Raw genomic sequence first — 25588 nt, 5'->3', positions numbered from 1 at the left:
TCTTACGGTACCTGTCTGAATGTAAGCTGCGCCCCGCATAGCATGGCCGCTTCACTTTTTGAAGGAGCTGGCATGGCACTGCATTTTGGTAAACGCGAAACCGAACAACCCAAATCCCTCAACACCGGCATGGCCACGCAACGGTATGGCCAACCCGGCACCAGCCCGTCGAGTGCCCAGGCACCGACCCCCGCGCAGCCGAGCGCCGCCGCCACGCCGGATCTGGACCTGCCCCTCTCGTCCCCCGAAAGCACCAAAATGCCCGAAGGCGGCAGCAAGCTCACCGTCGGCCCCAACATCAAGCTCAAGGGTGTCGAGATTACCGATTGCGACACCCTGGTGGTCGAAGGCCTGGTGGAAGCCACCATGGATTCGCGCGTGATCCAGATCGCCGAGCAAGGCGCCTTCAAGGGCTCGGTGGAAATCGACATCGCCGAAATCCGTGGCACTTTCGACGGCAACCTCACCGTGCGCCAGAAGCTGGTGATCTACGCCACCGGCAAGGTCACTGGCAAGATCCGCTACGGCAAGGTCGTGATCGAGGAAGGCGGCCAGCTCTCCGGCGACATCGAGTGCACCGTGACCTCGTCCAGCAAGACGCAGACGAACAAGCAACACGCCATGGCGCTGGCGGCCTGATCCGCGCCTCCGGCACGCCGGAGCGGTCGCACCCTGACCGCCCGGCGTTGCCCGCCCCAGAGCGCACCGTTATGCTCGGGGGCATGTACGCCGAATTCTTCGGGTTGAAGCAAGACCCGTTCTCCATTGCACCGGACCCGCGCTACCTCTTCATGAGCGAGCGTCACCGCGAGGCATTGGCGCACCTGCTTTACGGTATTCGGGGTGGCGGTGGCTTCGTGCTGCTCAGCGGCGAAATTGGCGCTGGCAAGACCACCATCTGCCGCTGCTTCCTGGAGCAGATCCCGGAGCGCTGCCGGGTGGCTTACATCTTCAACCCGAAACTCACCGTCGGCGATCTCCTCAAGACCATCTGCCACGAGTTCAATATCGAGGTGCGTCACGAAGGCATCGGGCCAGCCACCATCAAGGACTACCTCGACCCGCTCAACGAGTACCTGCTCAAGAGCCACGCCGAAGGCGAACGCAACGTGCTCATCATCGATGAAGCACAGAACCTCACGCCCCATGTGCTGGAGCAATTGCGCCTGCTGACCAATCTGGAAACCAGCGAGCGCAAGCTGCTGCAGATCATCCTGATCGGTCAGCCTGAGCTGCGCACGGTCATCGCGCGGCCCGAGCTGGAACAGCTCGCCCAGCGGGTGATTGCGCGTTTTCACCTCGGTGCGCTCAACGAAGCCGAGACCCGCCAGTACATCCAGCACCGCATGCAGGTCGCCGGCCTGCGCGGTCCGCTGCCGTTTTCCAGCCAGGCCATCCAGCGCGTTCACGAACTCGCGCGCGGTGTGCCGCGGCGCATCAACCTGTTGTGCGATCGCGCGCTGCTCGGCGCCTACGCCACGAACCAGCCCCGTGTGGACCGCGCGGTGGTGGACAAGGCGGCGCGAGAGGTCTTTGAATCCGATGCCCCAGCGCCGGTGGCCCGCCGTCGCGCCGCGCGCGCCCAGACGCGCACCTCGTCCCTGCGGGTGCTGGGTGCCGGCGTGCTGGCGGGTGTGCTGGTCGCGGGCGCCGCTTTCTGGTTGTGGAACCTGCAACACAGCCGCGCCGGCGTCGCCACGCCGAGCGAGACGCCCGCGTTGGCCCAAGCGAAACCTGCGGCCCCGGCGGCCAGCCAGCCCGCCACCGCGCTGGTGCCTGCAGACTCTGCGAGCGCGCCGGCTCCCACCGCACCCGTGCTGCCCAGCGGGCCGCCGCCGGCTACCAGTCTGCACAGCACCGAGGTCGCCGCGCTGCGTGAACTAGGTCCCTTGTGGGGGCAGGCGCTGGAGGCGGGGGAACCCTGTGCCACCGCCCAGCGCGCCGAGCTGCAGTGCTACCGAACCGACCGCCTCACCCTCAGTGGCATGCGCCAGCTTGATCGCCCCGGCATCGTCACCCTGAGGCTGCCTGAAGGGACTGGCCTCGCGCTCGTCACCGCCCTCGCCGGCGACACCATCACCCTGCAGGCCCAGGGTCAGCGCTGGGCCATGCCGCTGGCTGCGCTGGCCGACATCTGGCGCGGCGACTTCGCCACGCTCTGGCGCACGCCGCCTGGCCAGAAGGGCCGTCTGGTGGACGGGCGCACTGGCCCCGCTGGCGAATGGCTGGGCAGCCGCATCGCCGGCCTGCAGGCCATCGGCAAGGTGCCGCCCACGGCCAACAACCTCACCGCCCGCATTCAGGCTTTCCAGCGTGTCAACGGCATCGATCCAGCCGGGCTGGCCGGCCCCATCACTTTCATGCAGGTGAACCTGGCGAGCGGCGTCGACGAGCCTCGCCTGTCCGTGCCCGGCTCCTGAGCCCGAACACCCGAGCCCGCCATGTCCTACATTCTTGACGCCCTCCAGCGCGCCGACGCAGAACGCGAACGCGGCCACGTGCCAGGCCTCAACAGCCAGCGGGTGCCACCGGCCAGCCGCAAGCCAGTACAGGCTCGGCGCTTGCGCCCCTGGCATGTGGTGCTGGCAGCGGCCCTGGGCTTGTGCGTGGTGCTGGCGCTCTGGTGGTGGCAGCCTCCATCCCTGCAGTCCACCTCCACGCCTGCCACTGAGCGCCCTGCCCCCACCATGCGCGAGGCACCGCCTCCTGCGCAGACGGCGGCCCAGCCGGAACCGGTGCTGCCGATCCTCGCCCCGCCGCGCCCCGAACCCGCCGCACCCGCCAGACCCGCAACAGCCACCGCAACGGCCAGCAAGAAAGCGCCCGCCCCTTCCGCCAGCGCACCGGCGTCGGCGCCCTCGGTCACGCCGGCAGCTGCCGAGGTTTCACCCGCTGGCGCGGTGCGCAGTTTCGCCGAGTTGTCGCCCGAAGTGCGCGCCCAACTGCCCGCCGTCAGCGTGAGCGGTGCCACCTACTCCAAGGACGCCGCGGTGCGCATGCTGATCGTCAACGGCAAGGTGGTGCAGGAAGGCCAGGAGATAGCGCCCGGGCTCAAGCTGGAAACCATTGGCCAGCGCAGTGCCGTGCTCAACCACCAGGGCTTGCGCTACTCCATCGGCTATTGATGTGAACGCCGATCCCATCGATCCCGTGCTGCAGGTGAAGGGCCTGCGCTTTGGCTGGCCCGGCCGACCCCTGTTCCACGATCTGTCGTTCGATCTGCCACCGGGCGTGAGCCTGGTGCGCGGCGATGACGGCAGTGGCAAGAGCAGCCTGCTGGGTCTGATCGCCGGCGCGCTGCTGCCCGAGGCAGGCACGCTGAGCATTCAAGGCGTTCGTCTGCACGAACAGCACGATGCCTACCGCCACCGCGTGTTCTGGATCGACCCACAGACCGAAGCCCACGACGCGCTTGCCGCAGGCGGCTACCTGGAAAGCCTCAGCCGCCACTACCCCCGGTTCGACAACGACACCTTCAACGAGCTCGTGGACGGCTTCGGCCTGAGGCCACACCTGGGCAAGCCGATGTACATGCTCTCCACCGGCAGCCGGCGCAAGGTGTGGCTCACCGCTGCGTTTTCGGCGGGCACTCCGCTCACGCTGATCGACCAGCCTTTCGCGGCGCTGGACGCGCCTTCCGCTCGCTTCCTTCGGGAGCTGCTCCAGGACGCCAGCAGCCACACCAGCCGCGCCTGGCTGCTGGCAGACCACGAAGCGCCAGAGGGCGTGTTGCTCACGAGAAAGATCGAGATCTGACGACTTTTCTGTAAGAAGTTGCGACTGCGCCCGACCACTGCACAGGTGGTCGCGCCCCGCTCCACCGCACTCTTTACGCAAAGGTCGCTCACGATGAAACCCCTGCTTCTTGCCGCTGCCGCATCTGCCGCTCTGGGCAGTTCGCTACTTTCCCCAGTCGCCATCGCCCAGGCATCACCTGCCGAAGCGCAGGTCAATGCGCTCGAAGGTCTGGCCGGCCCGCAGCCCGGCTTCCGGCGCTCGGGCGCCAAAGGCATTTGCGCCAGCGGCCATTTCGTGGGCAATGCCGCCGGTCGCGAACTGTCTCGCGCCAGCGTCTTCAAGGGCGAAAAAGTGCCGGTGGTGGCGCGCTTCTCGGTCGGCGGTGGCAGCCCCAAGGCCAGCGACAAGAGCAAGTCCGTGCGCGGGCTCGCACTGCAGTTCCAGTTGCCTGGTGGCGAGCAATGGCAGATGGCCAACATCTCTGCACCGGTTTTCTTCGTGAGCAAGCCCGAGCAGTTCGCGCCATTCGTACAGGCCCGCACGGCAGACCCGGCCACCGGCAAGCCCGATGCAGAAAAGCTCAAGGCCTTCAACGCCGCCAACCCGGACACGTTGCGACAGGCGGCCTACCTCGCGCAGGCCCCCGTCCCTGCCAGCTACGGTGCGGTGAATTACTGGGGTGTGAACGCGTTCGAGTTCGAGGCCGCGCCCGGCAAAAGCCGCTTTGCACGTTGGCAGTTTGTGCCTGATGCTGGCACCCTGGGCCTGACCGAGGATCAGCTTAAAAGCATGGGTGACGAGTTCCTGGCGGGCGAGCTGCGCGAGCGTGTGGCGAAAGCGCCGGTGAGTTTCGACTTCCGTCTTCAACTCGCTGAAGCCGGCGACAACCTGACGGATCCCACCCTGACCTGGCCCGACGCGCGGCGGGTGGTGTCGGCCGGCAAGCTGGTGATCGACAAGGTGGCCGACGGCATGGGCGGAGCCTGCGATGCCATGACCTTCAACCCGGTGGTGCTGCCGGCCGGCATCAAGCCTTCGGCCGACCCGGTGCTGAACGCACGTGCAGCGCCCTATGCGCTTTCCCTCGGTCGCCGTCTGGGCGAAGCTGCGAAGAAGTAAACCTTGCAGGTGATGGGCGGCCGGTCACCGGCTGCCCATGCCCATGCTCCGCGAGATCACCTCTTTCATGATCTCGTTGGTGCCGCCGTAAATGCGCTGAACGCGCGCATCGGCGTAGGCCCGGGTGATCGGGTATTCCCACATGTAGCCGTAGCCGCCGTGCAGCTGCAGGCACTCGTCCATCACCTTGCACTGCAGGTCCGAGCACCAGTACTTGGCCATGCTCGCGGTTGCCGTGTCGAGCTTTCCGTCCGCAATCAGTTCGCAGCATTTGTCCACAAACACGCGCGCCACCTGCACCTCGGTCTGAAGCTCGGCCAGCTTGTAGCGCGTGTTCTGGAAGGCGGCCACCGCCTGGCCGAACACCTTGCGGTCTTTCGTGTACTGCACGGTCCAGTCGATGGCGGCCTGGGCGGAGGCCACCGCCCCGATGGCAATCTGCAAGCGCTCCCAGGGCAGTTGTTCCATGAGGCAGATGAAGCCACGGCCCTCCATGGCCGGGCCACCCAGCAGGTTCTCAGCGGGCACCACCACGTTGTCGAAAAAGAGCTCGGAGGTGTCCTGCGCCTTCATGCCCAGTTTCTTCAGGCGCTTTCCTTTTTCAAAGCCTGGCATGCCGCGCTCGACCAGCAGCAAGCTGGTGCCCTTCGCACCCGCGCCGGGGTCGGTCTTGGCCACCACGATCACCAGGTCGGCGTGCCAGCCATTGGTGATGAAGGTCTTGCTGCCGTTGAGCAGGTAGCTGCCATCGGGCTGCCTGATGGCCGTGGACTTCACGCCTTGCAGATCGCTGCCAGCGGCCGGCTCGCTCATCGCGATCGCGCCCACCATGGCACCGCTGGCCATGAGCGGCAGGTACTTCTGCTTCTGCGCTTCGGTCCCGTAGTGAAGGATGTAGGGTGCCACGATTTCGCTGTGCAGGCCGAAGCCGATGCCGCTGAAACCAGTGCGCGCAATCTCTTCCATCTGCAGCACCGAATACAACTTGTCGGCGCCGGACCCACCGTAGGCCTCGGGCAGCGTCATGCACAGGAACCCGTTTTCGCCCGCCTTGTTCCACACAGCCCGGTCCACAAAACCCTGCTCCTCCCAGGCCTCGTGATGAGGGGCGATTTCCTTCTCCACGAACTTGCGGAAGCTGTCGCCAAAAGCGGCGTGGTCGGGGTTGAAAAGTGTGCGGTCGATCATGGCGGTGTCACCTATCAGACTGTGTCGGGGAATATCACAAAGCAGATGCTTGGCGAAAGTCTATACTCGTTCGCGGCATCCGCATTCCCCCAGGAGACACCATGAGCGAAGCCTTCGTTTTCGATGCCGTGCGCACGCCGCGCGGCAAGGGCAAGAAAGACGGCAGCCTGCACGAGGTCAAGCCGGTCGACCTGCTCGCCGGCGTGTTGACCCGCCTGCAGCAGCGCAACGGCTTCGACACCGGCGCGGTGGACGATGTGGTCATGGGCGTGGTCTCGCCCGTGGGTGAGCAAGGCTCGGTGATCGCCAAGGTGGCCGCGCTCAAGGCCGGCTGGGACTGGCGCTGCTCCGGCGTGCAGCTCAACCGCTTCTGCGCCTCCGGCCTGGAGGCGGTGAACCTGGCGGCCATGAAGGTGAAGAGCGGCTGGGAAGATCTCGTGGTCGCTGGCGGCGTGGAAAGCATGAGCCGCGTGCCCATCGGGTCGGACGGCGGGGCCTGGGCACAGGACCCGCAGACCAACAGCGATACGCTGTTTGTGCCGCAAGGCATCGGCGCAGACTTGATCGCCACACTCGAAGGATTCAGCCGGGAAGACGTGGACGCTTTCGCCCTCGAATCGCAGAAGCGCGCTGCGGCGGCGCGGGCCGCCGGCCACTTCAAGAGCTCGGTGGTGCCGGTGACCGATTTTCTCGGCCAGACCATCCTCGAAGAAGACGAGTTCATCAAGCCGCACACCACGATGGAAGGGCTCGGCTCGCTCAAGCCAGCTTTCGATCAGCTCGGTGGCATGGGCTTCGATGCGGTGGCCCTGCAGCGCTACCCGCAGGTTGAACGCATCCACCACGTCCACCACGCGGGCAACTCCTCGGGCATCGTGGACGGCGCCACCGCCATGCTGATCGGCAGCGAGTCCGCCGGCAAGACGCACGGCCTCACGCCGCGTGCACGCATTGTCTCGGTGGCGCTCTCCGGCGCCGACCCCACCATCATGCTCACGGGGCCGATGCCGGCGGCGCGCAAGGCGCTGGCCAAAGCCGGCCTCACCATCGATCAGATCGATCTGTTCGAGGTGAACGAAGCCTTCGCCGCCGTGCCCATGAAGTTCATGAAGGAGCTGGGCGTGCCGCATGAGAAAGTGAATGTGAACGGCGGCGCCATCGCGCTTGGCCATCCCCTGGGCGCCACCGGCGCCATGATTCTTGGCACGCTGGTGGACGAGCTGCATCGCCGGCAGTTGCGTTACGGGCTGGCCACCTTGTGTGTGGGCGGCGGCATGGGCATCGCGACGATTGTGGAACGCATCTGAGGCGGAGTTCAAAGACAACATGAAAACCATCCGATACGAACTCGCCAACGGCATCGCCACCCTCACCTTCGACGAACCCGATTCACCGGTGAACACCATGTGTGCCGACTGGCAGCTCGACCTGTCCGAGGCCACGAGGCAGGTGATGAGCGATGCCGCCAACATCAAGGGCATCGTCCTGGCCTCGGCCAAATCCACGTTCTTCGCAGGTGCCGATCTCAAGGGCACCATGCGCCTGAAGACCAGTGATGCACCACGCGTGTTCAAGGAGGTCGAGCAGACCAAGAAGAACTTCCGCACGCTTGAAACGCTGGGCGTTCCGGTGGTGAGCTGCATCAACGGTGCGGCGCTGGGCGGTGGCTGGGAAGTGGCGCTGGTGGGTCATTACCGCGTGTCGGTCGACAACCCGAAGATCCAGCTGGGCCTGCCGGAGATCACGCTCGGCCTGATCCCTGGCGCCACGGGCATCACCAAGATGACGCGCCTGCTCGGCATCGTCGGTGCCCAGCCCTACATCCTGGAGAGCAAGCTGTTCAACCCGCGCGAGGCGCTCGACCTCGGCCTCGTGCACGAGCTGGTTTCCGCAGAGGGCGACGTGCGGGCGGCATTGCGCACCGCCGCGCTGGTGTGGATCGCCGCGAACCCGCGGCCGCGCCATCCGTGGGATGAGAAGGACTACAAGATGCCCGGCGGCACGCCGGCCAACCCGAAGATCGCCGGCATGCTGGCCGTGGCGCCAGCCATGCTCAAGCAGAAAACGCGCGGCCTGTATCCCGCACCGGAGGCCGCGCTGGCCGCCATGGTCGAAGGCGCGCTGGTGGACTTCGATACCGCGCTTCGCATCGAGAGCCGGTACCTGGCGCGGCTGATCGTGAGCCCGGTGGCGAAGAACATGATCAACACGTTCTTCTTCAACATGAACGCGATCCGTGGTGGACATTCGCGGCCCAAGGGCATTCAGCGCTACGTCCCCCGCCGCGTCGGCATTCTGGGCGCCGGCATGATGGGCGCGGGCATTGCCTACATGCAGGCCAGCCGCGGCATCACCACCGTGCTGGAAGACGTGAGCCTGGAGAACGCACAGCGCGGCAAGGCCTATAGCCTGAAGATCACCGACCCGCGTGTGGAAAAGGGCCAGATGAGCCCGTTTGATCAGAAGGCGCTGCTCGACCGCATCACGGCCACCGAGTTCGTTGCTGACCTCAAGGGTTGCGACCTGATCATCGAAGCCGTGTTCGAGGACCGGGAGCTCAAGTCCGCCGTGACCCGCGAGGCCGAACCCATGCTGGGCGCCGGCGGCTTCTTTGCCAGCAACACCTCCACGCTGCCCATTTCCGGGCTGGCCAAAGCCAGCAACAAGCCGCAGCGTTTTGTGGGCATCCACTTCTTCAGCCCGGTCGACAAGATGAAGCTGGTGGAGATCATCCGAGGCAAGCTGACCGACGATGAAACCGTGGCCCGCGCCTACGACTACGTTCAGGCACTGGGCAAGTTGCCGATCGTGGTGAACGACTCGCGCGGCTTCTACACGAGCCGAACCTTCGGCACCTTCGTGATGGAGGGCGCAGCCATGCTGGGCGAAGGCATTCCGGCGCCGGTGATCGAGAACGCGGCCATGCAGATCGGTATGCCGGTGGGGCCGCTGGCGGTGCTCGACGAAACCGCGCTGTCGCTTTCGGTGCATGTGCTGGACCAGACACGCACTGATTTCTCGCGCGAGGGTCGGACCTACGAAGCCTCGCCCGGCGAACGGCTGGTGGAGCGCATGGTCAAGGAATTCAAGCGCCCGGGCCGGGCCGGCGGTGGCGGCTTCTACGATTACCCCAGCGGTCAGAAAAAACACCTCTGGCCCGAACTCAAGGCCCGCTTCGAGAAACCCACGCTCACGTGGAACCTGCAGGACATCAAGGACCGGCTGCTCTATCGGCAGTCGGTGGAGACCGCGCGTTGCCTGGCCGAAGGCGTGCTCACCAGCGTGCACGACGCCAACATTGGCTCGCTCTTCGGCATCGGCTTCCCCGCCTGGACGGGCGGTGCCATGCAGTTCATCTATGGCACCGGCATCGAGGCCTTCGAACAGCGGTGTGCGAGTCTGGCCGCTTTGTATGGCAAGGGCTTTGAACTCAATCAGGCGGAGAAAGACGCCATCCGCATGCACCAACCCGCCTATTGAAACTGAAACGAGAACATGAAACGACTCGAAGGAAAAGTCAGCCTCATTACGGGCGCCGCACAAGGCATCGGCCTGGCCACCGCGCTCAAGTTCGCTCAGGAAGGCTCCACCGTCATCGTCTGCGACGTGAAGCAGGCGGGCGTGGACGACGCCGTGAAGCAGTGTGAAGCCCTCGGCGTTCAGGCGCTGGGCTTCGTGATGGATGTGACGCAGCGCGACATGGTGGACGCGGTGGTGGCACAGGTGCAGCAGCGTCTGGGCCGCATCGACGTGCTGGTGAACAACGCCGGCATCACGCAGGACGCGCGCCTGCAGAAGATGACGCTGGAGCAGTTCGACCGGGTGATCGACGTGAATCTGCGCGGCGTGTTTCACTGCGCGCAGGCGGTGGCCGACGGCATGACGGCGCAAGGCAGTGGCGTGATCCTCAATGCGTCGTCGGTGGTCGGCATTTACGGCAACTTCGGCCAGACCAACTACGCAGCCAGCAAGTTTGGTGTGATCGGTTTCACCAAGACCTGGAGCCGCGAACTCGGGCCCAAGGGTGTGCGCGTGAATGCGGTGGCACCGGGGTTCATCACCACGCCCATTCTTTCCACCATTCCAGACAAGGTGATCAGCGAGATGGAGCACCGCGTGCCCCTGCGCCGGCTGGGCCGCCCGGAAGAGATCGCCAACGTCTATGCCTTCCTGGCCAGCGACGAGGCCAGCTACGTGAACGGCGCTGTGATCGAAGTTTCGGGCGGCATGTCGGTCTGAGGCCATTAATTGCCTTGGTCCTCAAAACAGTTGCCAAAAGAAACTTCTTTGAAGACAATCCCGGGCATGAATCTGCCCGAAACCCCAGCCCAGGTTGACCCACTGCAAGTTCGCGCGCTGCGCGCCTTCAACCGCTTCTACACCCAGCGCACGGGCCTGCTCGACCCTTATCTCGACAGCGATTTCTCGCTGACCGAAGTTCGGGTGCTGTACGAACTGGCACACCACGCGCCGTGCACCGCCAGCGATCTCAAGCGCCGTTTGCTGCTGGACGCTGGCTACCTCAGCCGCATCATGCGACGCTTCGGCGCGGCCGGCTGGGTGACGCGATCGCGCTCCACCGTCGATGCGCGTCAACTCGCGCTGAGCCTCACGCCCGAAGGTCGCGCTGTGTTCGAGCCGCTGCAGCAGCGTTCGCGCGATGAAGCCGCCCGCCTGTTGGCCCCATTGCCGGCGGCGCAGCGCGACCTGCTGGTAACGGCCCTGGCAAGAGCCCAGAGCTTGCTGGAATCGCCAGGCACACCGACCTCGCACACCGCCGTGCTGCGTGATCCGCGGCCCGGCGACATGGGTTGGGTGGTGCAGCAACATGGCGAGCTTTACGCACGCGAATACGGCTGGAACAGCGAGTTCGAGGCGCTGGTGGCCGAGATCGTGGCCGGCATGATCCGCCAGCACGATCCGGTGCACGAACGGGGCTGGATCGCCGAGCTCAATGGCGAACGCGTGGGTTCGGTCTTTGTGGTGCGCAAGAGCGAGACCGAGGCGCAGCTGCGCCTGCTCATCCTCAGCCCCGCCGCACGCGGCCTGGGCCTGGGCGCGCGCCTCACCGACGAGTGCCTGGCCTTCGCGCGCGCCAAGGGCTACCGCCGCATGGTGCTGTGGACCAACAGCAACCTGACGGCCGCCCGCGCCATCTACGCCCAGCGCGGCTTTGTGCTTGAGCACAGCGAGCCGTACCGGGGCTACGGCCAGGACCTGGTCGGGGAAACCTGGGCACTCAAGCTCTGAACGGCGGGGCTGTCGGGTCGAACCGATAATCAGCGCCACCATGCCCGCGCCCCCGCAAAACCCGCCCCTGGAACTCCATCAACCCCATTCAAAGACCGATCTGTTCGTGTCCTTCACCTGGCTGGCGCTGCAAGGCTTTGGCGGCGTGCTGGCGGTGGTGCAGCGGGAGCTGGTGGAGAAAAAGCGCTGGATGACGCGCGAGCAGTTCGTGGAAGACTGGGCCGTGGCGCAGATCATGCCGGGCCCCAATGTGGTCAATCTTTCCATGATGATCGGCGGGCGCTACTTCGGCCTGCCAGGCGCACTCGCCGCGCTTGCCGGCATGCTGTGCGCGCCCATGGTCGTGGTCCTTTTGCTGGCCGTGCTGTACGGCAACGTAGCAGACAACCCGATCGCCCAGAACGCGCTGCGCGGCATGGGCGCCGTGGCCGCGGGCCTGATCACCGCCACCGGCATCAAACTCATCAGCGCACTCGACAAGAACGCCATGGGCCTGGGTGTGTGCATTGCCCTGGCCGCCCTCACCTTCGTGGCCATTGCGCTGCTGCGCTGGCCGCTGCTGTGGGTGCTGCTGGGCATTGGGGGCTGCGCCTGTGTGTGGGCCTACCGCGTGCTGTCTGACGGGGACGCCGACCGCCAGAAGGACGCACAGCCATGATGGCACCCACGCCCGAGAACTGGCTCGACCTGTTCACCCACTTCGCTTCACTCTCCCTGCTGGGCGTGGGCGGTGCCATCACCACCGCGCCCGACATGCACCGCTACCTCGTGTACCAGAACGGATGGCTCAGCGAATCGCAGTTCACGTCGTCCATTGCGCTCTCGCAGGCTGCACCCGGGCCTAACGTGCTTTTCGTCGCCCTGCTGGGCTGGAACGTGGGCCTCAACGCCGGCGGTGGACCTGGCGCAGGTGGCATCGCCTGGGCGCTCGCCTTCCTGGGCGTGCTGGTGACCATGGTGGCCATCCTGCTGCCTTCCTCGGTGCTCACCTACACCGCCACGCGCTGGGCGCACCAGAACCGCGAACTGCGCGCCGTGCGCGCGTTCAAGACTGGCATGGCGCCCATCGTGATTGCCCTGCTGATCGCCACCGGGTGGCTGCTCACCGGTTCGCACGAACACCCGGCGCGCGACTGGCGGCTGTGGCTGCTCACGGCGGTGGCCACCGTGCTGGTGTGGCGCACGAAGCTGCACCTGCTGTGGATGATCGGTGCCGGCGCAGTGCTCGGCGCCCTGGGACTGGTCTGAGAAACTTCGCCCGCTATTGATTGGCCTGCAGCATGGCCGCCATCTTCTGGTGGATCAGGTTGATCGCCTTGAGGGGGCGGATCATCACCTTGAATTCGACGATCTGGCCTTCATCGTTCCAGCGGATCATGTCCACGCCATTGACGGTGATGCCGTCGATTTCGACCTGGAATTCCAGCACCGCGTCGCGTGGCCCCACCACCTCCCGTACATAACGGAAAGAGGCGTTGAAGAACACCTGGAACGCCGCCCCCAGGTACTGCGTGGTCACCGCCCTGCCAGGCTGCGGCGTGTGCACCACCGGGGAATGGAAAACCACATCCTCGGCGAGCAGGTCTCTCAGACCTCGCACGTTGCGGGTGTTGACCAGTTCATGCCAGATCGCCAGGGTTTCCATCGTCATGTGATCTCCCGTTGGGGCTTCAGCTTCTCTGCCGCAGCGCCTCATAAAGGCACACGCCGCTGGCCACCGACACGTTCAGGCTCTCGACCGCCCCCGCCATGGGAATGCTCACCAGCTCGTCGCAGGTCTTGCGCGTGAGCTGGCGCATGCCCGCGCCCTCGGCGCCCAGCACCATCGCCACCGGGCCTTTCAGATCGACCTGGTACAGCGTCTTTGGCGCGTCGTCGCTGGTGCCGATGATCCAGATGTTGCGTTCCTTGAGCTCACCCAGCGTGCGCGCCAGGTTGGTGACCATGAAGTAGGGCACGGTCTCGGCCGCGCCGCTCGCCACCTTGGCCACCGTGGCGTTGATGCCAGCCGCGTGGTCCTTGGGCGCAATCACGGCATGCGCACCCGCGCCATCGGCCACTCGCAGGCATGCGCCGAGGTTGTGCGGGTCGGTGATGCCATCAAGCACCAGCAACAAGGGCGGCACGCCGGTGGGTTCCAGCTGCTCCAGCAGGTCGTCCAGCGAGCGCACCTGCGCAACTTCTTCCACCCGCGCGGCCACGCCCTGGTGACCATGGCTGCCCGCCAGTTTGGCGATGCGCAAGCCGTCGGCCTCGATCAGCCGCACGTTGGCCTCTCGCGCTTTCTCCAGAAATTGACGCATGCGAGCGTCGCGCCGGGTGGGTTCAAAATAGATTTCGATGATGGATTGCGGCGCGGTCTTGAGGCGCACGCCCACGGCATGGAAGCCGAACAGCACTTTGGGGGATGACATCCGGGGATTATCGATGCTCAGAGACCGTGGGCCAGCTCACCCAGGCGGCGCACCGCGCCATCGAAGCGCGCATCGCCCGGATGCCCGACGTTCAAGCGAAGGTGGTGGGTGAAGCGGCGGTCGGCGGAAAACAGCACACCGGGTGCGGTGCTGATGGCGCATGCCCGCGCTTTGTGGTGCAGGGCGAGCGTGTCCACCCCGGTTGGCAATTCCAGCCACAGAAAGTAGCCGCCCAGCGGCCGCGTGACGCGCGTGCCGGCGGGGAAGTGCCGCTCCACCAATCGCAATGCGCGCTGCTGTTGCGCGGCGAGCGCTTCACGCAGGCCGCGCAGGTGGCGGTCGTAGCCACCCTGCGCTAGGTACTCGGCCACGGCGAGCTGGGGCGGCAGCGCTGTGGCCAGCGAACTCATCATCTTCAGCCGCTCCACCGCAGGCGCAAAACGCCCGGCGGCTGCCCAGCCGACGCGGTAGCCCGGCGCCAGGCATTTGGAAAAAGACGAGCAGTGCAGCACCCAGCCTTCGCGGTCGAAGGCTTTTGCCGGCGGCGGGCGGCGCGCTCCGGCATGCAGCTCGCCATAGACGTCGTCTTCGATGAGCGGCACGCGGTGGCGCGTCAGGAGTTCCACGAGGGCCTGCTTGCGGGCAGGTGGCATGAGCGCGCCCAGCGGGTTCTGGAAACTGGGCATGAACCAGCAGGCGGCCACCTTCTGGCGCGCAAGCAATTCGGCCAACGCCTCCAGATCCACGCCGTCGCGCGGGTCGGTCGCCACCTCCACCGCTTGCAAGTGCAGCCGCTCCAGCGCATGCAGTGCGGCATAAAAAGTGGGCGACTCCACCACCACCAGATCGCCGGGTTTTGTCACCGCCTGCAGGCACAGGTTGAGCGCCTCCATGGCGCCGTTCGTGATGATGGGCTCGTTGTCGGCCAGGGGCACACCATGCAGGGCGTAGCGCCGGCGCAGCGCATGGCGCAGGCCCTCGTCGCCCGCCGTGAGAGCGCCGGTGATGCGCGCTGCGGGCAACCGGCGCATGGCCCGCGCGCCGCTGCGTGCGAGTGCCTCGAACGGAAACAGGTGCGACGCCGGAAATGCGGAGCCGAGCGGGACCACGTCGGCATCGCGGGTGGAATCCAGCAGCGCGTAGACCAGCTCGCTCACGGCCACTGGCGTGGCCTCGGTACGCGGCTGTGCTGCCTGCGGCACCGCGCGCGGCAGCCGGCGGCTTGCGCGAACGTAGAAGCCCGAGCGCGCGCGTGCTTCCACCAGACCCTGGGACTCCAGCTGCCCATAAGCCTGGAACACCGTGGACGGGCTCATGCCGCGCTGCAGGCAGGTCTGGCGCACCGAGGGCAGGCGCTCGCCCGGGCGCAGTGCCCCGGCGCGGATGCCTTCGGCCAGCTCTTCCGCGAGCTGTTGGTAACGGGTGATCTGCGCTTGCTGCATGTCATCTGATCTGGTTGCTTTTCAATATATCTGAACATTGCACATCAGATGGGTCTTTGCGATGATCGATGCACCATGAAATTCCGCTTTCCGTTGCCTGTGTGGCGTGTGTGGGTCCTCGCCATTGGCTGGGCATTGACCCCGCTGGCGATACCTGCCCCTTTTGAAGACACCCTCGCGCAGCGTCTGGTGGCCTGCACAGCCTGCCACGGTCCGCAAGGTCGCGCCGCGCCCGACGGCTACTACCCGCGCCTGGCGGGCAAGCCGGCGGGCTACCTCTACAACCAGTTGCTGAACTTCCGCGACGGCCAGCGCCAGTACCGGCTCATGTCGCAAATGGTCGAGCCGCTGAGCGAGGCCTACTTGCTGGAAATCGCCGAGCACTTTGCGGCGATGGAGGTGCCCTACCCCGCCCCTGCTCCGGTTCAGGCCACGGCCGGGCAGCGCCAGCGCGGCGAGCAGCTCGCGCTGCGCGGCGATGCTTCGCGCCAGCTGCCGGCCTGCGCCAGCTGCCACGGTGCAGCGCTCACCGGCGTGTTGCCCGCCACGCCAGGCTTGCTCGGTCTGCCGCGCGACTATTTGAACGCCCAGCTCGGCGCGTGGCGCACGGGCCTGCGAAAGGCACACGCGCCGGACTGCATGGCCGAGGTCGCTCGCCGTCTGGCGCCTGAGGACATTGCCGCTGTGAGCGCGTGGCTGGCTTCGCAGACGGTACCAGCACAGGCGCATGCCGTGGTGGCTTCAGCCGCGACGCTGCCGATGCGCTGTGGCAGCGCCGTCCCGCCGGGAGCAAGACCATGAGCCCGCGCTTGCTGAAGTTCACCGCAGCTTTCACGCTGCTCCTGGTGGCGGTGCTGGGCTGGATGAGCTGGCCCACGGCGCCGATTGCGGTAACACCCTCAGCCACCACCCCCGCAGACGTGGGAACGATCGAGCGTGGTCGCTACCTCGCTGTGCAAGGCAATTGCCAGGGTTGCCACACGGTGCGCGGCGGCGCGCCGTTTGCGGGCGGTCGCGCCGTGGGCACGCCATTCGGCACGGTGTTTGGCAGCAACCTCACGCCCAGCGCCACAGGGCTGGGCGAATGGACCGCCGACGATTTCTGGCGCGCCCTGCACCACGGTCAGTCGCGCGACGGCCGCTGGCTCAACCCGGTTTTTCCCTTCAACAACACCACGCAGATCGCCCGCGCCGACAGCGACGCGCTGTTCGCCTACCTGCGCAGCCTGCCGCCGTCTGACGCGGCCGTGCCAGCGCACGACTTACGCTGGCCCTACAACACACAGGGCGCGCTGAAGGTGTGGCGCGCGCTCTATTTCGTGGAAGGTGACGCCACCGCCTCTGCCAAAGACGCCAGCGCAGTGGACGAGGTGCGGCGTGGCGCCTACCTGGTGAATGGCCTGGGCCACTGCAGTGCCTGCCACGTGACGCGCAATGCACTGAGCGGCAACGCCGACATGCTGGGTCTCGCGGGTGGCCTGATCCCTTTGCAGAACTGGTACGCGCCTTCGCTGCTTGATCCCGCAGAAGCCGGCGTGCAGGAGTGGTCTCTCGAAGAGATCGTGGCGCTGTTCCGGGATGGCCGCACGCCAGGCGCCAGCGTGAGTGGGCCGATGGCCGAGGTGGTGCAACACAGCACGCAGCACTGGCAGCCTGAAGATCTGCGTGCCATGGCCAGTTACCTCCGGCAACTGCCCAAGGTCCAGATCGCGACCCCATCCACGGTGAAAGCGCCAGAAGACCGCGCGCTGCGCATCGGCGCTGAACGCTACGAACAGCACTGCGCGCAGTGCCACGGAAAACAGGGCGAGGGCGTGGCCGTCTATCCACCGCTGGCGGGCAACCGGGCCGTGCTCATGGCCTCACCTGCCAACGCACTTCAGACGGTGCTCAATGGCGGCTTCGGTCCTTCCACGGCGGCTCATCCCCGGCCCTTCGGCATGCCGCCTTTCGTGCTGGAACTCAGCGAGCAGGACATTGCCGATGTGCTCACCTACGTGCGCACCCAATGGGGGAACCAGGCCGCGCCGGTGACCGCACTGGACGTTCGACAGCTGCGCGGATCGCGCTGACCGCCCTTCAGACCAGCGCTTCGGCCACCACCTGGCCGGCTTCGATGGTGATGCGGCGCTCGCAGCGCTGCGCAATCGCGCGGTCGTGTGTCACCAGCACCAGCGTGGTGCCTTGCTCGCGGTTGAGGTCGAACATCAGTTCCATGATCTTGCCGCCGGTGGCGAAGTCCAGGCTGCCGGTGGGCTCGTCGGCCAGCAGCACCGCTGGCTGCACCACGAAGGCTCGCGCCAGCGCCACGCGCTGCTGCTCACCGCCCGAGAGCACCTTGGGGTAGCTGGAAAGGCGCTCCCCGAGGCCCACGCGCTGCAGCATCTGCGTGGCGGTGGCCCTCGCATCGCGCCGCCCTGCCAGCTCCAGCGGCAGCATCACGTTTTCCAGCGCGGTCAGGTTGCCCAGCAACTGGAAGCTCTGGAACACGAAGCCGACCTTCTGCGATCGCAGCGCGGCACGCTGGTCTTCGTCCATGGCGAACAGATCGACACCATCGATTTGAACCGTTCCGCTGCTGGGCGTGTCCAACCCCGCAATGATCGACAGCAGCGTGCTCTTGCCGGACCCGGATGCGCCCACGATGGCGGCCGTTTCCCCTTTGTTCAGGGTGAAATCGATATCACGCAGAATGGTCAGGGAACCGGTGGAGTCGGTCACCGTCTTGAACACATGCTGAACCGCAATCATCGAATCGGACATGGAAGGAATTCTCAAGTTGAAACGTCGTCACTTTAACGTGCTGGCCCTTGTCGGGCTGGCAGCTCCGGCCATTGCCCAGACCCAGGCGCCTGTGATTCTGGTGGTCGGCGACTCCCTGAGCGCCGAATACGGACTCAAGCGGGGTACCGGCTGGGTGGCGCTGCTGGATGAGCGCCTGAAGAAGGAAAAAGTTCAGGCACGCATCGTGAACGCGAGCATCAGCGGTGACACCACCTCGGGAGGCCGGTCGCGCATAGCGGCGCTGCTCAAGCAGCACAAGCCGGCCGTGGTGGTGATCGAGCTGGGTGGCAACGACGCCCTGCGAGGCCTGCCGAACAACATGACCCGCGAGAACCTGGCCACCATGGCCCGACTCTCCAGGGAAGCGGGAGCCAAGGTTCTGTTGCTGGGCATGGAAATGCCGCCCAACTACGGCGCCCGATATGCCCAGGAGTTTCGCGAGGCGTACGTCGCCGTGGCCAAGGCCGAGAAGACCGCGCTCGTACCGTTCTTCCTGAAGAACGTGGCCGATATCAAGGATCCCACTGCGCTGTTCCAGTCCGACCGCATCCACCCCAACGAAAGTGCCCAGGCGCTCATGCTCGACAACGTCTGGCCCGAGCTTCGCAAACTGCTGCCGCGCGGATAATCGCGGCACCATGCCCGTCCACACCCTGAACGCCACGCTCGCACCTGCCCGCCTGGCCGAGTTCGACACCATCATCGACGCGCGCACCGAAGACGAATACGCGCTCGATCACGTACCGGGCGCTGTCAACTGGCCCACACTCAACAACGCCGAGCGCATCGAGATCGGGACCCTCTACAAGCAGGTGAATCCGTTCGAGGCCAGAAAACGCGGCGCGGCCATGTCGGCGCGCAACATCGCCGCCCACATCGAGCGCGAGGTGCTCGACAAGCCGCGCGACTGGAAGCCGCTGCTGTACTGCTGGCGTGGCGGCAACCGCAGCGGCGCACTGGCCACCATCCTGAGCGCCATCGGTTTTCATGTCACCCTCATCGAAGGTGGCTACAAATCATGGCGCGCGGCGCTGGTGGATGCGGTTCCGGAACTGGCGCGCGGCCTGTCCTACCGCGTGGTCTGCGGCCCCACGGGCAGTGGCAAGACGCGCCTGCTTCACGCACTGGCCGCGCAAGGCGCCCAGGTGCTCGACCTGGAAGCGCTGGCGTGTCACCGAAGTTCGGTGCTGGGTCATATTCCGGGTCTGGCACAACCGAGCCAGAAGCGTTTTGATTCGTTGATCTGGGACGCGCTGCGCGGCTTCGACCCCGCGCGCGTGGTCTATGTGGAGAGCGAAAGCAAGAAGGTGGGCAATGTGCGGGTGCCCGATGCGCTGATGGACGCCATGCGGGCCAGCCCATGCATCGACCTGCGGCTTAGTGACGAGCAGCGCGTTTCATTGCTGCTCGAAGACTACGACTTCTATGTGAAGGATCCGGCGATTTTCTGCGAACGGCTCCAGGCGTTGACCGAACTGCGCGGCAAAGCCACGGTGTCGGACTGGGTAGCTCGGGTACAGGCGGGGCAGACACCGGCGGTGGTGCTGGAGCTGTTGACGCTCCACTACGATCCGATGTACAGCCAGTCGATCGACCGCAATTTCAACCAGTTTGCAAGCGCTCTGCCCTGCGAACTGCGCGATCGCTCAGCCCAGGCGCTCGCGGAAGCGGCGAGCATGTTGATCGGCAGCGAAACGCCCGCAAACGCGCACGCCTGAGGCGTGTTTGCAGAGCGCGCCGAGCGGGACTAACTCAGTCCGCGCTGCCAGTGCCCTCGCCAGCGGCGGGCGCATCCCCGGGCACATCGGGCGAATCAGCGCCATCCCCCTGCGGAGAGTCGCTGTCTTCAGGCCGACGACCGGCGGACTTGGCCTTGAGCTTCTCCTCCTTCTTTTTCTTCTTGGCAAGCTCGCGCTGGCGTTTTTCGTATCCGTAGTTGGGAGTAGCCAAATCGATCTTTCGGGTCTGTGGTGAGGAAAGGGGTCAGGTCTTCAGCGCATCCATCGCCTGCGCCAGATCGGCGCGCAGGTCGTGCACGGATTCCAGCCCCACGGCAAAGCGTACCAGACCGCCAGTATGTGGCCAGGCCAGTTTTCGCGAGAAAGCCATGCGGTAAGGCGCACAGAGGCTGATGGGGCCGGCCCAGCTCCAGCCGAGGCGGAACAAGCGCAAGGCGTCGCAGAAGGCATCGATGCGGGCCTGCTCGATGGCAGGATCGAACACCGCACTGAACAGGCAGGCGGCCGCGGTGGCATCGCGTTGCCACACGGCGTGGCCCGGGGAGCCGTGGAGCGCGGGATGCAGCACCTGCACCACGCCCGGCTGCGCCTGCATCCAGGCGGCGAGTTCGCGGGTGCTGGAGTCCTGAGCTGCGTAGCGCAGCGCCATGCTGGGCAATCCTCGCAGCACGAGTTCAGCGTCGTTGGCACCAACGCCCAGGCCCAGACGCATTCGGGTCAGCAGGATCTTGCGGTGCAACGCGAGATCGCGCGTGATCACTGAGCCCATGAGCACGTCTGCGCCACCACTGGGGTATTTGGTGAGCGCCTGCACGGAAACGTCTGCGCCGAGCTCGAACGCATTGAACGCGATGCCCGCACCCCACGTGTTGTCGATGGCGGTGACGATGGCTTGTGAAGGATCGCGCACCGCGTTGGCCTGGCGCACGCGATCGACCAGGGCCGGAATATCCGGAAACTCCAGCGTGATCGAGCCCGCCGCTTCCAGCCAGACCAGCCGCGTGGCGGGACCGATCTTGCGCGCCAGATCATCGGGATCCATGGCGTCGTAAAAACGGTGCGTGATGCCCCATGCCGCGAGTTCCACGCTGGCAAACACCTTGCCCGGGTCGTAGGCGTTGTCGGGAATCAGCAATTCGTCGCCGGCGCGCAGCAGGGCCATGTCCACCAGCGTCATCGCAGCCAGGCCGCTGGGCGCGAGCATGCAGTGCGCGCCGCCTTCCAGCGTGGCCAGGCGCTCTTCCAGCGTGAAGGTGGTGGGCGTGCCGTGCAGGCCGTAGGTGTAGCCGCTCTTGTCTTTCCAGTCGTAAGTGCGGAGCGCCTGGACGTTGGGAAAAATGACGGTAGACGCCTTGTGCACCCCCGGCGCCACGGCCTCGAAGCCCTCGGGGGGCTTGTACGGGTGGTGGATGAGGCGGGTGGACAGGTCGTCGTTCATGAATGTGTTGCCGCCGGGCCGCCCCAAGGCGACACGCGTCCCCTTGGGGGGCAGCGACACGCGCAGCGGCGGAGCGTGGGGGCCACTTGGACTAGAGTTTCCACTTTTCAAGCAACTGCGCGGGCCGCATGCTGTCGTAGCCTTCGAAGGGCTGGTGAATCCATGGATTGGTGGGCAGGAATTCCACCGAGTAGTCGGGAGTGAAGGACGACAACTGCTTGGTCCAGATCACCGCGCTGCGCATTTCGGTGATGGGCTTGTAGTTGTTTCGGAGCAGGTCGATGACGGCCTTGAGCGTGTGGCCCGAGTCGGCCAGATCGTCCACCAGCAGCACGCGGCCAGCGATCTCGCCCTTGGGGGTGGTGATGTAACGCGCGATGTCGAGATTGCCCTGCTCTGTGCCGGCAGCGGCGCGGTAGGAGCTGGTCGACATGATGGCCAGCGGTTTGTCGAAAATGCGCGAAAGGATGTCACCGGGGCGCATGCCTCCACGCGCCAGACACAGGATGGTGTCGAACTCCCAGCCCGACTGGTAGACCTTGAGCGCGAGCTTTTCGATCAGGTTGTGGTACTCGTCGTAAGAAACGTAGAGGTGTTTACCGTCTTCGGTCAGCATGCGGACTCCGGGTGTGGGGCGTGGGGTGGATTTTGCACGAACGCGGGGTCCGGTACGGGAGCGAAACGCTCAGCCATGGTAGGGGTTGACGAGCAGGATGGTGTGATCGCGGTCGGGGCTGGTGGAGACAACGTGGATCGGCACGCCGGTCGTTTCCTCGATGCGCTGCAGGTAGCGTTGCGCATTCACCGGCAGATCTTCGTGGCGCGTCACGCCCACCGAGGTCTCGCTCCACCCCGGCAAGGTTTCGTAGATGGGTTCGCAGCGAGCGATGTCCTCGGCCCCCATGGGCAGGATGTCAATCACCTCGCCATCAAGCCGGTATCCGGTGCAGAGCTTCAGTTCTTTCAGGCCATCGAGCACATCCAGCTTGGTGATGCACAGACCAGTCAGGCCGTTGACCTGCGCCGAGCGCTTGAGCAACGCGGCATCGAACCAGCCACAGCGGCGGCTGCGGCCAGTGGTCACGCCCTTTTCGGCGCCCACGGTCGCCATGTGCCAGCCGGGCGTGCCTTCTTTTTCCCATTCGAGTTCGGTGGGAAAAGGACCGCCACCCACTCTCGTGCAGTACGCCTTGGTGATGCCCAGCACGTAGTGCAACAGGCCAGGACCGACGCCAGAACCCGCCGCGGCGTTGCCCGCCACGCAGTTGCTGGAGGTGACGAAGGGGTAGGTGCCATGGTCGATGTCGAGCAGCGTGCCTTGCGCGCCCTCAAACAGCAGATTGGCGCCTGCGCGGTGGGCTTCGTTGAGTTCGCGCGAGACGTCGGCGATCATGGGCTTGAGCAGCTCGGCTTGCTGCATGGCCTCAGCGTAGACGGGCTCGAACTGGATCGCGCCGTCCTTCATGTAGGCGGCGATCTTCTCGTCCCAGGCGAGATCGGCCGAATGCAACCAGGTGGTGAGCAGGTGGTTGTGCAAATCGAGCAGCTCGCGAAGCTTGGTGGCGAAACGCTCGGGGTACTTCAGATCCTGCACCCGCAGCGCTCGGCGAGCGATCTTGTCTTCGTAAGCCGGGCCGATGCCACGACCGGTGGTGCCGATCTTCTCGGTGCCGGCCTTCACCTTGGCGGCCTCGCGCGCGATGTCGATGGCGGCGTGGAACGGCAGGATGAGCGGGCAACCTTCGCTGACGCGCAGGCGCGAGCGCACCTCGACCCCGGCTTTCTCGAGCCCTGCGATTTCCTCGAACAGCTTGCCCACGGACAGCACCACGCCATTGCCGATGTAGCACTTCACACCCGCACGCATGATGCCGCTGGGAATGAGGTGCAACGCGGTCTTGACGCCATTGATGACCAGTGTGTGCCCGGCGTTGTGACCGCCCTGGAAACGCACCACGCCGGTGGCCGATTCGGTGAGCCAGTCAACCAGCTTGCCCTTGCCTTCGTCACCCCACTGGGTGCCCACCACCACCACATTGCGCCCTGGGGTCACGGCGCTGTTGCTGTTCGTCATTTGCTGGTTTCCGTTTGAATGGGTTGCACTGTCCATTGCCCGCTTCGGAGCGCATCGGCGACCAGTTCGCGGTCGCAGTGGAATTCGTCGACTTCGTGTTCATGTCCCGGCAGCACGCACACCACGGTGTGGCCTTCGCTGCGCAACCGGGCGATGGTTTCGCGCAGGCCAGCATCCATGCCCCAGGGCGCGCGAATGGCGGCCTTGAGCGGACGCGGCGCCACGGCGGCCACCAGTTCCTTGAGATCCAGGCTGAAACCCACGGCGGGGCGGTTGCGACCGAACACCGCGCCCACTTCGTCGTAGCGCCCGCCCCGGGCGAGTTCGAGCGACTGCCCTGCCCCGCTCCCGACCTCTTGGGCGAACAGCGCGAAACGCATGCCCGTGTAGTAGGCGTAGCCACGCAGATCCGCCAGATCGATCGACACGCGCAAGTCTGCGGCGTGCGAAGCCAGCCAGCGAAGGCCTTGCAATGCGGCATGCAATTCTGCGGAGGGCTGCAGGATGCGTTGCGCCTCGTCGAGCACTTCCACGCCACCAAAAAGACGGGGCAGCGCACAGAGGTCATGGCGCACGCGGTCGGGCAGCTCACGCGCCAGCGCGTCCAGGCCGGCCACATCCTTGGCGTTGAGCGCAGCGTGGATGCGGGCCTCGTCAGCGGCGGTGAGCTTCACCGGAGCGAGAACGGCGTCAATCACGCGCACATCGGCCATGTCGAGCTGCAGGCTCTGCACACCCGCACTGCGCAGGCAGGCCTCTGCCAGTTCAATCACTTCGAGATCGGCCTCCTGCGCGGCATGGCCGTAGATTTCAGCACCGAACTGCAGCGGCTCCCGGCTGGCAAAAGGCCGATCGGTCCGGGTGTGCACCACGGGACCGCAGTAACACAGGCGTGCCACACCCTGGCGGTTGAGCAGGTGCGCGTCGATGCGAGCGACCTGCGGCGTGCTGTCCGCACGCAGCCCGAGGGTGCGCCCGGAGAGCTGGTCAACCAGTTTGAAAGTCTGCAGATCCAGTGCCCCGCCGGTGCCGGTGAGCAAGGATTCCAGGTGCTCCACCAGCGGCGGCATCACCAGCTCGTAGCCGTAGCCTCGGGCGGTGTCGAGCAAACTCCTGCGTAATTCTTCGATGTGGCGCGCCTCGGAAGGCAGGACATCGGCGATGTGATCCGGGAGGACCCAGGCAGACATGGGCATTTTCAGGAGCTGTTAAAACCGTGATTTTACCGGCCCCTGTACCGGGGCCCGGCGTGGATTCAGCCGAGCAGCCACCAGAGCAGCGCGCCGCCGATGATGCTCATGAGGCCGAAGAATCTAAGCTGCCCGTCGCGCAGGCGAAGCATTTCCGAAAACATGCGACGCCAAAGGCCCGGTGCCAGCAGCGGAAGCAGGCCTTCGACAATCAGCACCAGGGCCAGCACCGGCCAGAACAGTTCGGACATGTCATGCCCCTGTGGATCCTGGACACCGCGCGGAAGCGGTGCCCTGTGCCCCTCGCCCTCAGCGGCCGGCGGGTGCGAGGTTGCTGCTGCGCAAGGCCTTGAAGAAGTCAGACGAAGGATCCACCACCAGCACGTCGCCCTTGCTGGCAAAGCTGGCTTTGTAGGCATCGAGGCTGCGGTAGAACTGGGCGAAAGCCGGGTCGCGACCGAAGGCATCGTTGAATGACGCGGCTGCTTTGGCGTCGCCCTCGCCCTTGATGAGCTGAGCGGCGCGGTAGGCTTCAGAAACAATCACTTCGCGCTGGCGGTCTGCATCGGCGCGGATCTTCTCGCCTTCGGCGAAGCCGGTGGAGCGCAACTCGTTGGCCACGCGCTTGCGTTCGGCTTCCATCCGCTGGTAGACCGAGGCGGTGATGCTCTCGGCATAGTCCACGCGGGTGATGCGCACATCCACCACATCCATGCCCCAGGGCTTGTCGGCACCGCGCACAGCGGCCAGAACTTCGCGTTTCACATCGGCCATGAGCTGTTCGCGCCGGGTGGAAAGCAGCTCGTTCACGGTGCGCTTGTTCACTTCCTGCTGGAACGAGTTGCGAACCACGCGGTTGAGTTGCAGAGCACCTGCGCGCTCGGTGATGCCGACGTTGCGGATGTACTCCTGCGGCTCGCTGATGCGCCAGCGCACGTACCAGTCGATCACCACGCGCTGCTTTTCGGCGGTCAGCGTGGGCTCGGTATCGGTGCTCTCCAGGGTAAGCAGGCGCTTGTCGATGTACGAAACATTCTGGAAAGGCGGCGGCAGCTTGAAGTTCAGGCCCGGTTCGGTGACCACCTGCTTGATCTGTCCGAGCTGGAAGACCACGCCGAACTGGCGCTGGTCGACCACGAACAGCATGGAACTGGCGATCGCCAGGGCCACGATGAGTGAAGTGAGGATGAAACCCAGTTTGTTCATGTGATT

Annotated in this window: 27 protein-coding genes; 15 read left to right on the top strand and 12 right to left on the bottom strand. The window is 65.7% G+C overall.

The window, feature by feature from the left end; all coding sequences use genetic code 11:
• Positions 1–72 precede the first annotated feature (72 nt).
• The 5 genes from CAP37_RS07145 to CAP37_RS07125 all read left to right on the top strand — a co-directional run bounded on the left by CAP37_RS07145 (position 73) and on the right by CAP37_RS07125 (position 4857).
• The gene (locus CAP37_RS07145) at positions 73–639 is read left to right on the top strand and encodes a polymer-forming cytoskeletal protein (RefSeq protein ID WP_086123541.1); all 567 of its coding nucleotides are present in this window, start codon (positions 73–75) and stop codon (positions 637–639) included.
• A gap of 83 nt (positions 640–722) precedes the next feature.
• On the top strand, positions 723–2420 hold the full coding sequence (locus CAP37_RS07140) for an ExeA family protein (RefSeq protein ID WP_086123540.1): 1698 nt from the start codon (positions 723–725) through the stop codon (positions 2418–2420).
• A gap of 21 nt (positions 2421–2441) precedes the next feature.
• Positions 2442–3125: a general secretion pathway protein GspB gene (locus tag CAP37_RS07135; protein ID WP_086123539.1), complete on the top strand. Its 684-nt coding sequence runs from the start codon at positions 2442–2444 to the stop codon at positions 3123–3125.
• 1 nt (position 3126) lies between these two features.
• Positions 3127–3756, top strand: coding sequence for an ATP-binding cassette domain-containing protein (locus CAP37_RS07130; RefSeq protein WP_256926900.1), 630 nt, complete (start codon positions 3127–3129; stop codon positions 3754–3756).
• A gap of 93 nt (positions 3757–3849) precedes the next feature.
• A complete protein-coding gene (locus tag CAP37_RS07125; RefSeq protein WP_086123538.1) occupies positions 3850–4857 on the top strand; it encodes a catalase family peroxidase in 1008 nt (335 codons plus the stop codon).
• Positions 4858–4881: 24 nt separating this feature from the next.
• Here CAP37_RS07125 and CAP37_RS07120 read toward each other — a convergent pair whose 3' ends face one another.
• Positions 4882–6045 carry an acyl-CoA dehydrogenase family protein gene (locus tag CAP37_RS07120; protein WP_086123537.1) on the bottom strand — a complete coding sequence of 388 codons (1164 nt, stop codon included), beginning with the start codon at positions 6043–6045 and terminating at the stop codon, positions 4882–4884.
• Positions 6046–6146: 101 nt separating this feature from the next.
• Here CAP37_RS07120 and CAP37_RS07115 point away from each other — a divergent pair, with 101 nt between their 5' ends.
• The 6 genes from CAP37_RS07115 (at position 6147) to CAP37_RS07090 (ending at position 12543) form a co-directional block, all read left to right on the top strand.
• Positions 6147–7352: an acetyl-CoA C-acetyltransferase gene (locus CAP37_RS07115; RefSeq protein ID WP_086123536.1), complete on the top strand. Its 1206-nt coding sequence runs from the start codon at positions 6147–6149 to the stop codon at positions 7350–7352.
• 19 nt (positions 7353–7371) lie between these two features.
• On the top strand, positions 7372–9525 hold the full coding sequence (locus tag CAP37_RS07110; protein ID WP_086123535.1) for a 3-hydroxyacyl-CoA dehydrogenase NAD-binding domain-containing protein: 2154 nt from the start codon (positions 7372–7374) through the stop codon (positions 9523–9525).
• A gap of 15 nt (positions 9526–9540) precedes the next feature.
• Complete coding sequence (gene fabG, locus CAP37_RS07105; RefSeq protein WP_086123534.1) at positions 9541–10284, top strand: 3-oxoacyl-ACP reductase FabG; 744 nt, start codon at positions 9541–9543, stop codon at positions 10282–10284.
• Positions 10285–10350: 66 nt separating this feature from the next.
• Positions 10351–11295: a helix-turn-helix domain-containing GNAT family N-acetyltransferase gene (locus tag CAP37_RS07100; RefSeq protein ID WP_086123533.1), complete on the top strand. Its 945-nt coding sequence runs from the start codon at positions 10351–10353 to the stop codon at positions 11293–11295.
• A 40-nt stretch (positions 11296–11335) separates the two neighbouring features.
• Entirely contained in the window at positions 11336–11953 is a 618-nt protein-coding gene (locus CAP37_RS07095; protein WP_086123532.1) for a chromate transporter, read from the top strand.
• On the top strand, positions 11950–12543 hold the full coding sequence (locus CAP37_RS07090; protein WP_086123531.1) for a chromate transporter: 594 nt from the start codon (positions 11950–11952) through the stop codon (positions 12541–12543). Before CAP37_RS07095 ends, CAP37_RS07090 begins: the two co-directional genes overlap by 4 nt.
• Positions 12544–12556: 13 nt before the next feature.
• Here CAP37_RS07090 and CAP37_RS07085 read toward each other — a convergent pair whose 3' ends face one another.
• The 3 genes from CAP37_RS07085 to CAP37_RS07075 are packed head-to-tail and all read right to left on the bottom strand — an operon-like array spanning position 12557 to position 15151.
• Positions 12557–12946: a nuclear transport factor 2 family protein gene (locus CAP37_RS07085; protein WP_086123530.1), complete on the bottom strand. Its 390-nt coding sequence runs from the start codon at positions 12944–12946 to the stop codon at positions 12557–12559.
• Between the two features lie 19 nt (positions 12947–12965).
• Positions 12966–13709: a 23S rRNA (guanosine(2251)-2'-O)-methyltransferase RlmB gene (rlmB, locus tag CAP37_RS07080; protein ID WP_086123529.1), complete on the bottom strand. Its 744-nt coding sequence runs from the start codon at positions 13707–13709 to the stop codon at positions 12966–12968.
• Positions 13710–13726: 17 nt separating this feature from the next.
• The gene (locus CAP37_RS07075; RefSeq protein ID WP_086123528.1) at positions 13727–15151 is read right to left on the bottom strand and encodes a PLP-dependent aminotransferase family protein; all 1425 of its coding nucleotides are present in this window, start codon (positions 15149–15151) and stop codon (positions 13727–13729) included.
• A gap of 75 nt (positions 15152–15226) precedes the next feature.
• Between CAP37_RS07075 and CAP37_RS07070 the strand changes: the two genes are divergently transcribed.
• Positions 15227–15952 carry a c-type cytochrome gene (locus CAP37_RS07070; RefSeq protein ID WP_086123527.1) on the top strand — a complete coding sequence of 242 codons (726 nt, stop codon included), beginning with the start codon at positions 15227–15229 and terminating at the stop codon, positions 15950–15952.
• The gene (locus CAP37_RS07065; RefSeq protein ID WP_086123526.1) at positions 15949–17223 is read left to right on the top strand and encodes a c-type cytochrome; all 1275 of its coding nucleotides are present in this window, start codon (positions 15949–15951) and stop codon (positions 17221–17223) included. The genes CAP37_RS07070 and CAP37_RS07065 overlap by 4 nt, the downstream gene beginning before the upstream one ends.
• A 7-nt stretch (positions 17224–17230) precedes the next feature.
• Here CAP37_RS07065 and CAP37_RS07060 read toward each other — a convergent pair whose 3' ends face one another.
• Positions 17231–17914, bottom strand: a complete 684-nt coding sequence (locus CAP37_RS07060) for an ABC transporter ATP-binding protein (RefSeq protein WP_086123525.1) — start codon at positions 17912–17914, stop codon at positions 17231–17233.
• Between CAP37_RS07060 and CAP37_RS07055 the strand changes: the two genes are divergently transcribed.
• Positions 17913–18563, top strand: coding sequence for an arylesterase (locus CAP37_RS07055; protein ID WP_086123524.1), 651 nt, complete (start codon positions 17913–17915; stop codon positions 18561–18563). The genes CAP37_RS07060 and CAP37_RS07055 overlap by 2 nt on opposite strands.
• Positions 18564–18573: 10 nt before the next feature.
• A complete protein-coding gene (mnmH, locus tag CAP37_RS07050) occupies positions 18574–19653 on the top strand; it encodes a tRNA 2-selenouridine(34) synthase MnmH (protein ID WP_086123523.1) in 1080 nt (359 codons plus the stop codon).
• 34 nt (positions 19654–19687) lie between these two features.
• Here the strand turns inward: mnmH and CAP37_RS07045 are convergent, their stop codons facing one another.
• From CAP37_RS07045 to hflC, 7 genes are all read right to left on the bottom strand, one after another.
• Positions 19688–19885, bottom strand: coding sequence for a hypothetical protein (locus CAP37_RS07045; RefSeq protein ID WP_086123522.1), 198 nt, complete (start codon positions 19883–19885; stop codon positions 19688–19690).
• A 33-nt stretch (positions 19886–19918) separates the two neighbouring features.
• Positions 19919–21112 carry a PLP-dependent transferase gene (locus tag CAP37_RS07040; protein WP_086123521.1) on the bottom strand — a complete coding sequence of 398 codons (1194 nt, stop codon included), beginning with the start codon at positions 21110–21112 and terminating at the stop codon, positions 19919–19921.
• 91 nt (positions 21113–21203) lie between these two features.
• Positions 21204–21728 (bottom strand): phosphoribosyltransferase, encoded by a 525-nt coding sequence (locus CAP37_RS07035; RefSeq protein WP_086123520.1) that lies wholly within the window; start codon positions 21726–21728, stop codon positions 21204–21206.
• A 69-nt stretch (positions 21729–21797) separates the two neighbouring features.
• The gene (locus tag CAP37_RS07030) at positions 21798–23186 is read right to left on the bottom strand and encodes an adenylosuccinate synthase (protein ID WP_086123519.1); all 1389 of its coding nucleotides are present in this window, start codon (positions 23184–23186) and stop codon (positions 21798–21800) included.
• Positions 23183–24376, bottom strand: a complete 1194-nt coding sequence (locus tag CAP37_RS07025; protein ID WP_086123518.1) for an ATP phosphoribosyltransferase regulatory subunit — start codon at positions 24374–24376, stop codon at positions 23183–23185. Before CAP37_RS07025 ends, CAP37_RS07030 begins: the two co-directional genes overlap by 4 nt.
• Before the next feature lie 65 nt (positions 24377–24441).
• Positions 24442–24627, bottom strand: a complete 186-nt coding sequence (locus tag CAP37_RS07020) for a DUF2065 family protein (protein ID WP_086123517.1) — start codon at positions 24625–24627, stop codon at positions 24442–24444.
• Positions 24628–24685: 58 nt separating this feature from the next.
• On the bottom strand, positions 24686–25582 hold the full coding sequence (gene hflC / locus CAP37_RS07015; protein ID WP_086123516.1) for a protease modulator HflC: 897 nt from the start codon (positions 25580–25582) through the stop codon (positions 24686–24688).
• Positions 25583–25588 lie beyond the last annotated feature (6 nt).

Origin of the sequence: Hydrogenophaga sp. IBVHS1 (genome assembly GCF_002127265.1) — a bacterium.
Lineage (GTDB): Bacteria > Pseudomonadota > Gammaproteobacteria > Burkholderiales > Burkholderiaceae_C > Hydrogenophaga.
The sequence above is the reverse complement of the archived record's forward strand: the minus strand, read 5'-3'. Positions and strand labels throughout refer to the sequence as shown.

Bases quoted from the DNA above. Each gene is read 5' to 3' on its own strand.
- CAP37_RS07145 (WP_086123541.1), top strand. From the start codon at position 73: ATGGCACTGCATTTTGGTAAACGCGAAACCGAACAACCCAAATCCCTC.
- CAP37_RS07140 (WP_086123540.1), top strand. From the start codon at position 723: ATGTACGCCGAATTCTTCGGGTTGAAGCAAGACCCGTTCTCCATTGCA.
- CAP37_RS07135 (WP_086123539.1), top strand. From the start codon at position 2,442: ATGTCCTACATTCTTGACGCCCTCCAGCGCGCCGACGCAGAACGCGAA.
- CAP37_RS07125 (WP_086123538.1), top strand. From the start codon at position 3,850: ATGAAACCCCTGCTTCTTGCCGCTGCCGCATCTGCCGCTCTGGGCAGT.
- CAP37_RS07120 (WP_086123537.1), bottom strand. From the start codon at position 6,045: ATGATCGACCGCACACTTTTCAACCCCGACCACGCCGCTTTTGGCGAC.
- CAP37_RS07115 (WP_086123536.1), top strand. From the start codon at position 6,147: ATGAGCGAAGCCTTCGTTTTCGATGCCGTGCGCACGCCGCGCGGCAAG.
- CAP37_RS07110 (WP_086123535.1), top strand. From the start codon at position 7,372: ATGAAAACCATCCGATACGAACTCGCCAACGGCATCGCCACCCTCACC.
- fabG (WP_086123534.1), top strand. From the start codon at position 9,541: ATGAAACGACTCGAAGGAAAAGTCAGCCTCATTACGGGCGCCGCACAA.
- CAP37_RS07100 (WP_086123533.1), top strand. From the start codon at position 10,351: ATGAATCTGCCCGAAACCCCAGCCCAGGTTGACCCACTGCAAGTTCGC.
- CAP37_RS07095 (WP_086123532.1), top strand. From the start codon at position 11,336: ATGCCCGCGCCCCCGCAAAACCCGCCCCTGGAACTCCATCAACCCCAT.
- CAP37_RS07090 (WP_086123531.1), top strand. From the start codon at position 11,950: ATGATGGCACCCACGCCCGAGAACTGGCTCGACCTGTTCACCCACTTC.
- CAP37_RS07085 (WP_086123530.1), bottom strand. From the start codon at position 12,946: ATGACGATGGAAACCCTGGCGATCTGGCATGAACTGGTCAACACCCGC.
- rlmB (WP_086123529.1), bottom strand. From the start codon at position 13,709: ATGTCATCCCCCAAAGTGCTGTTCGGCTTCCATGCCGTGGGCGTGCGC.
- CAP37_RS07075 (WP_086123528.1), bottom strand. From the start codon at position 15,151: ATGCAGCAAGCGCAGATCACCCGTTACCAACAGCTCGCGGAAGAGCTG.
- CAP37_RS07070 (WP_086123527.1), top strand. From the start codon at position 15,227: ATGAAATTCCGCTTTCCGTTGCCTGTGTGGCGTGTGTGGGTCCTCGCC.
- CAP37_RS07065 (WP_086123526.1), top strand. From the start codon at position 15,949: ATGAGCCCGCGCTTGCTGAAGTTCACCGCAGCTTTCACGCTGCTCCTG.
- CAP37_RS07055 (WP_086123524.1), top strand. From the start codon at position 17,913: ATGGAAGGAATTCTCAAGTTGAAACGTCGTCACTTTAACGTGCTGGCC.
- CAP37_RS07060 (WP_086123525.1), bottom strand. From the start codon at position 17,914: ATGTCCGATTCGATGATTGCGGTTCAGCATGTGTTCAAGACGGTGACC.
- mnmH (WP_086123523.1), top strand. From the start codon at position 18,574: ATGCCCGTCCACACCCTGAACGCCACGCTCGCACCTGCCCGCCTGGCC.
- CAP37_RS07040 (WP_086123521.1), bottom strand. From the start codon at position 21,112: ATGAACGACGACCTGTCCACCCGCCTCATCCACCACCCGTACAAGCCC.
- CAP37_RS07035 (WP_086123520.1), bottom strand. From the start codon at position 21,728: ATGCTGACCGAAGACGGTAAACACCTCTACGTTTCTTACGACGAGTAC.
- CAP37_RS07030 (WP_086123519.1), bottom strand. From the start codon at position 23,186: ATGACGAACAGCAACAGCGCCGTGACCCCAGGGCGCAATGTGGTGGTG.
- CAP37_RS07025 (WP_086123518.1), bottom strand. From the start codon at position 24,376: ATGTCTGCCTGGGTCCTCCCGGATCACATCGCCGATGTCCTGCCTTCC.
- CAP37_RS07020 (WP_086123517.1), bottom strand. From the start codon at position 24,627: ATGTCCGAACTGTTCTGGCCGGTGCTGGCCCTGGTGCTGATTGTCGAA.
- hflC (WP_086123516.1), bottom strand. From the start codon at position 25,582: ATGAACAAACTGGGTTTCATCCTCACTTCACTCATCGTGGCCCTGGCG.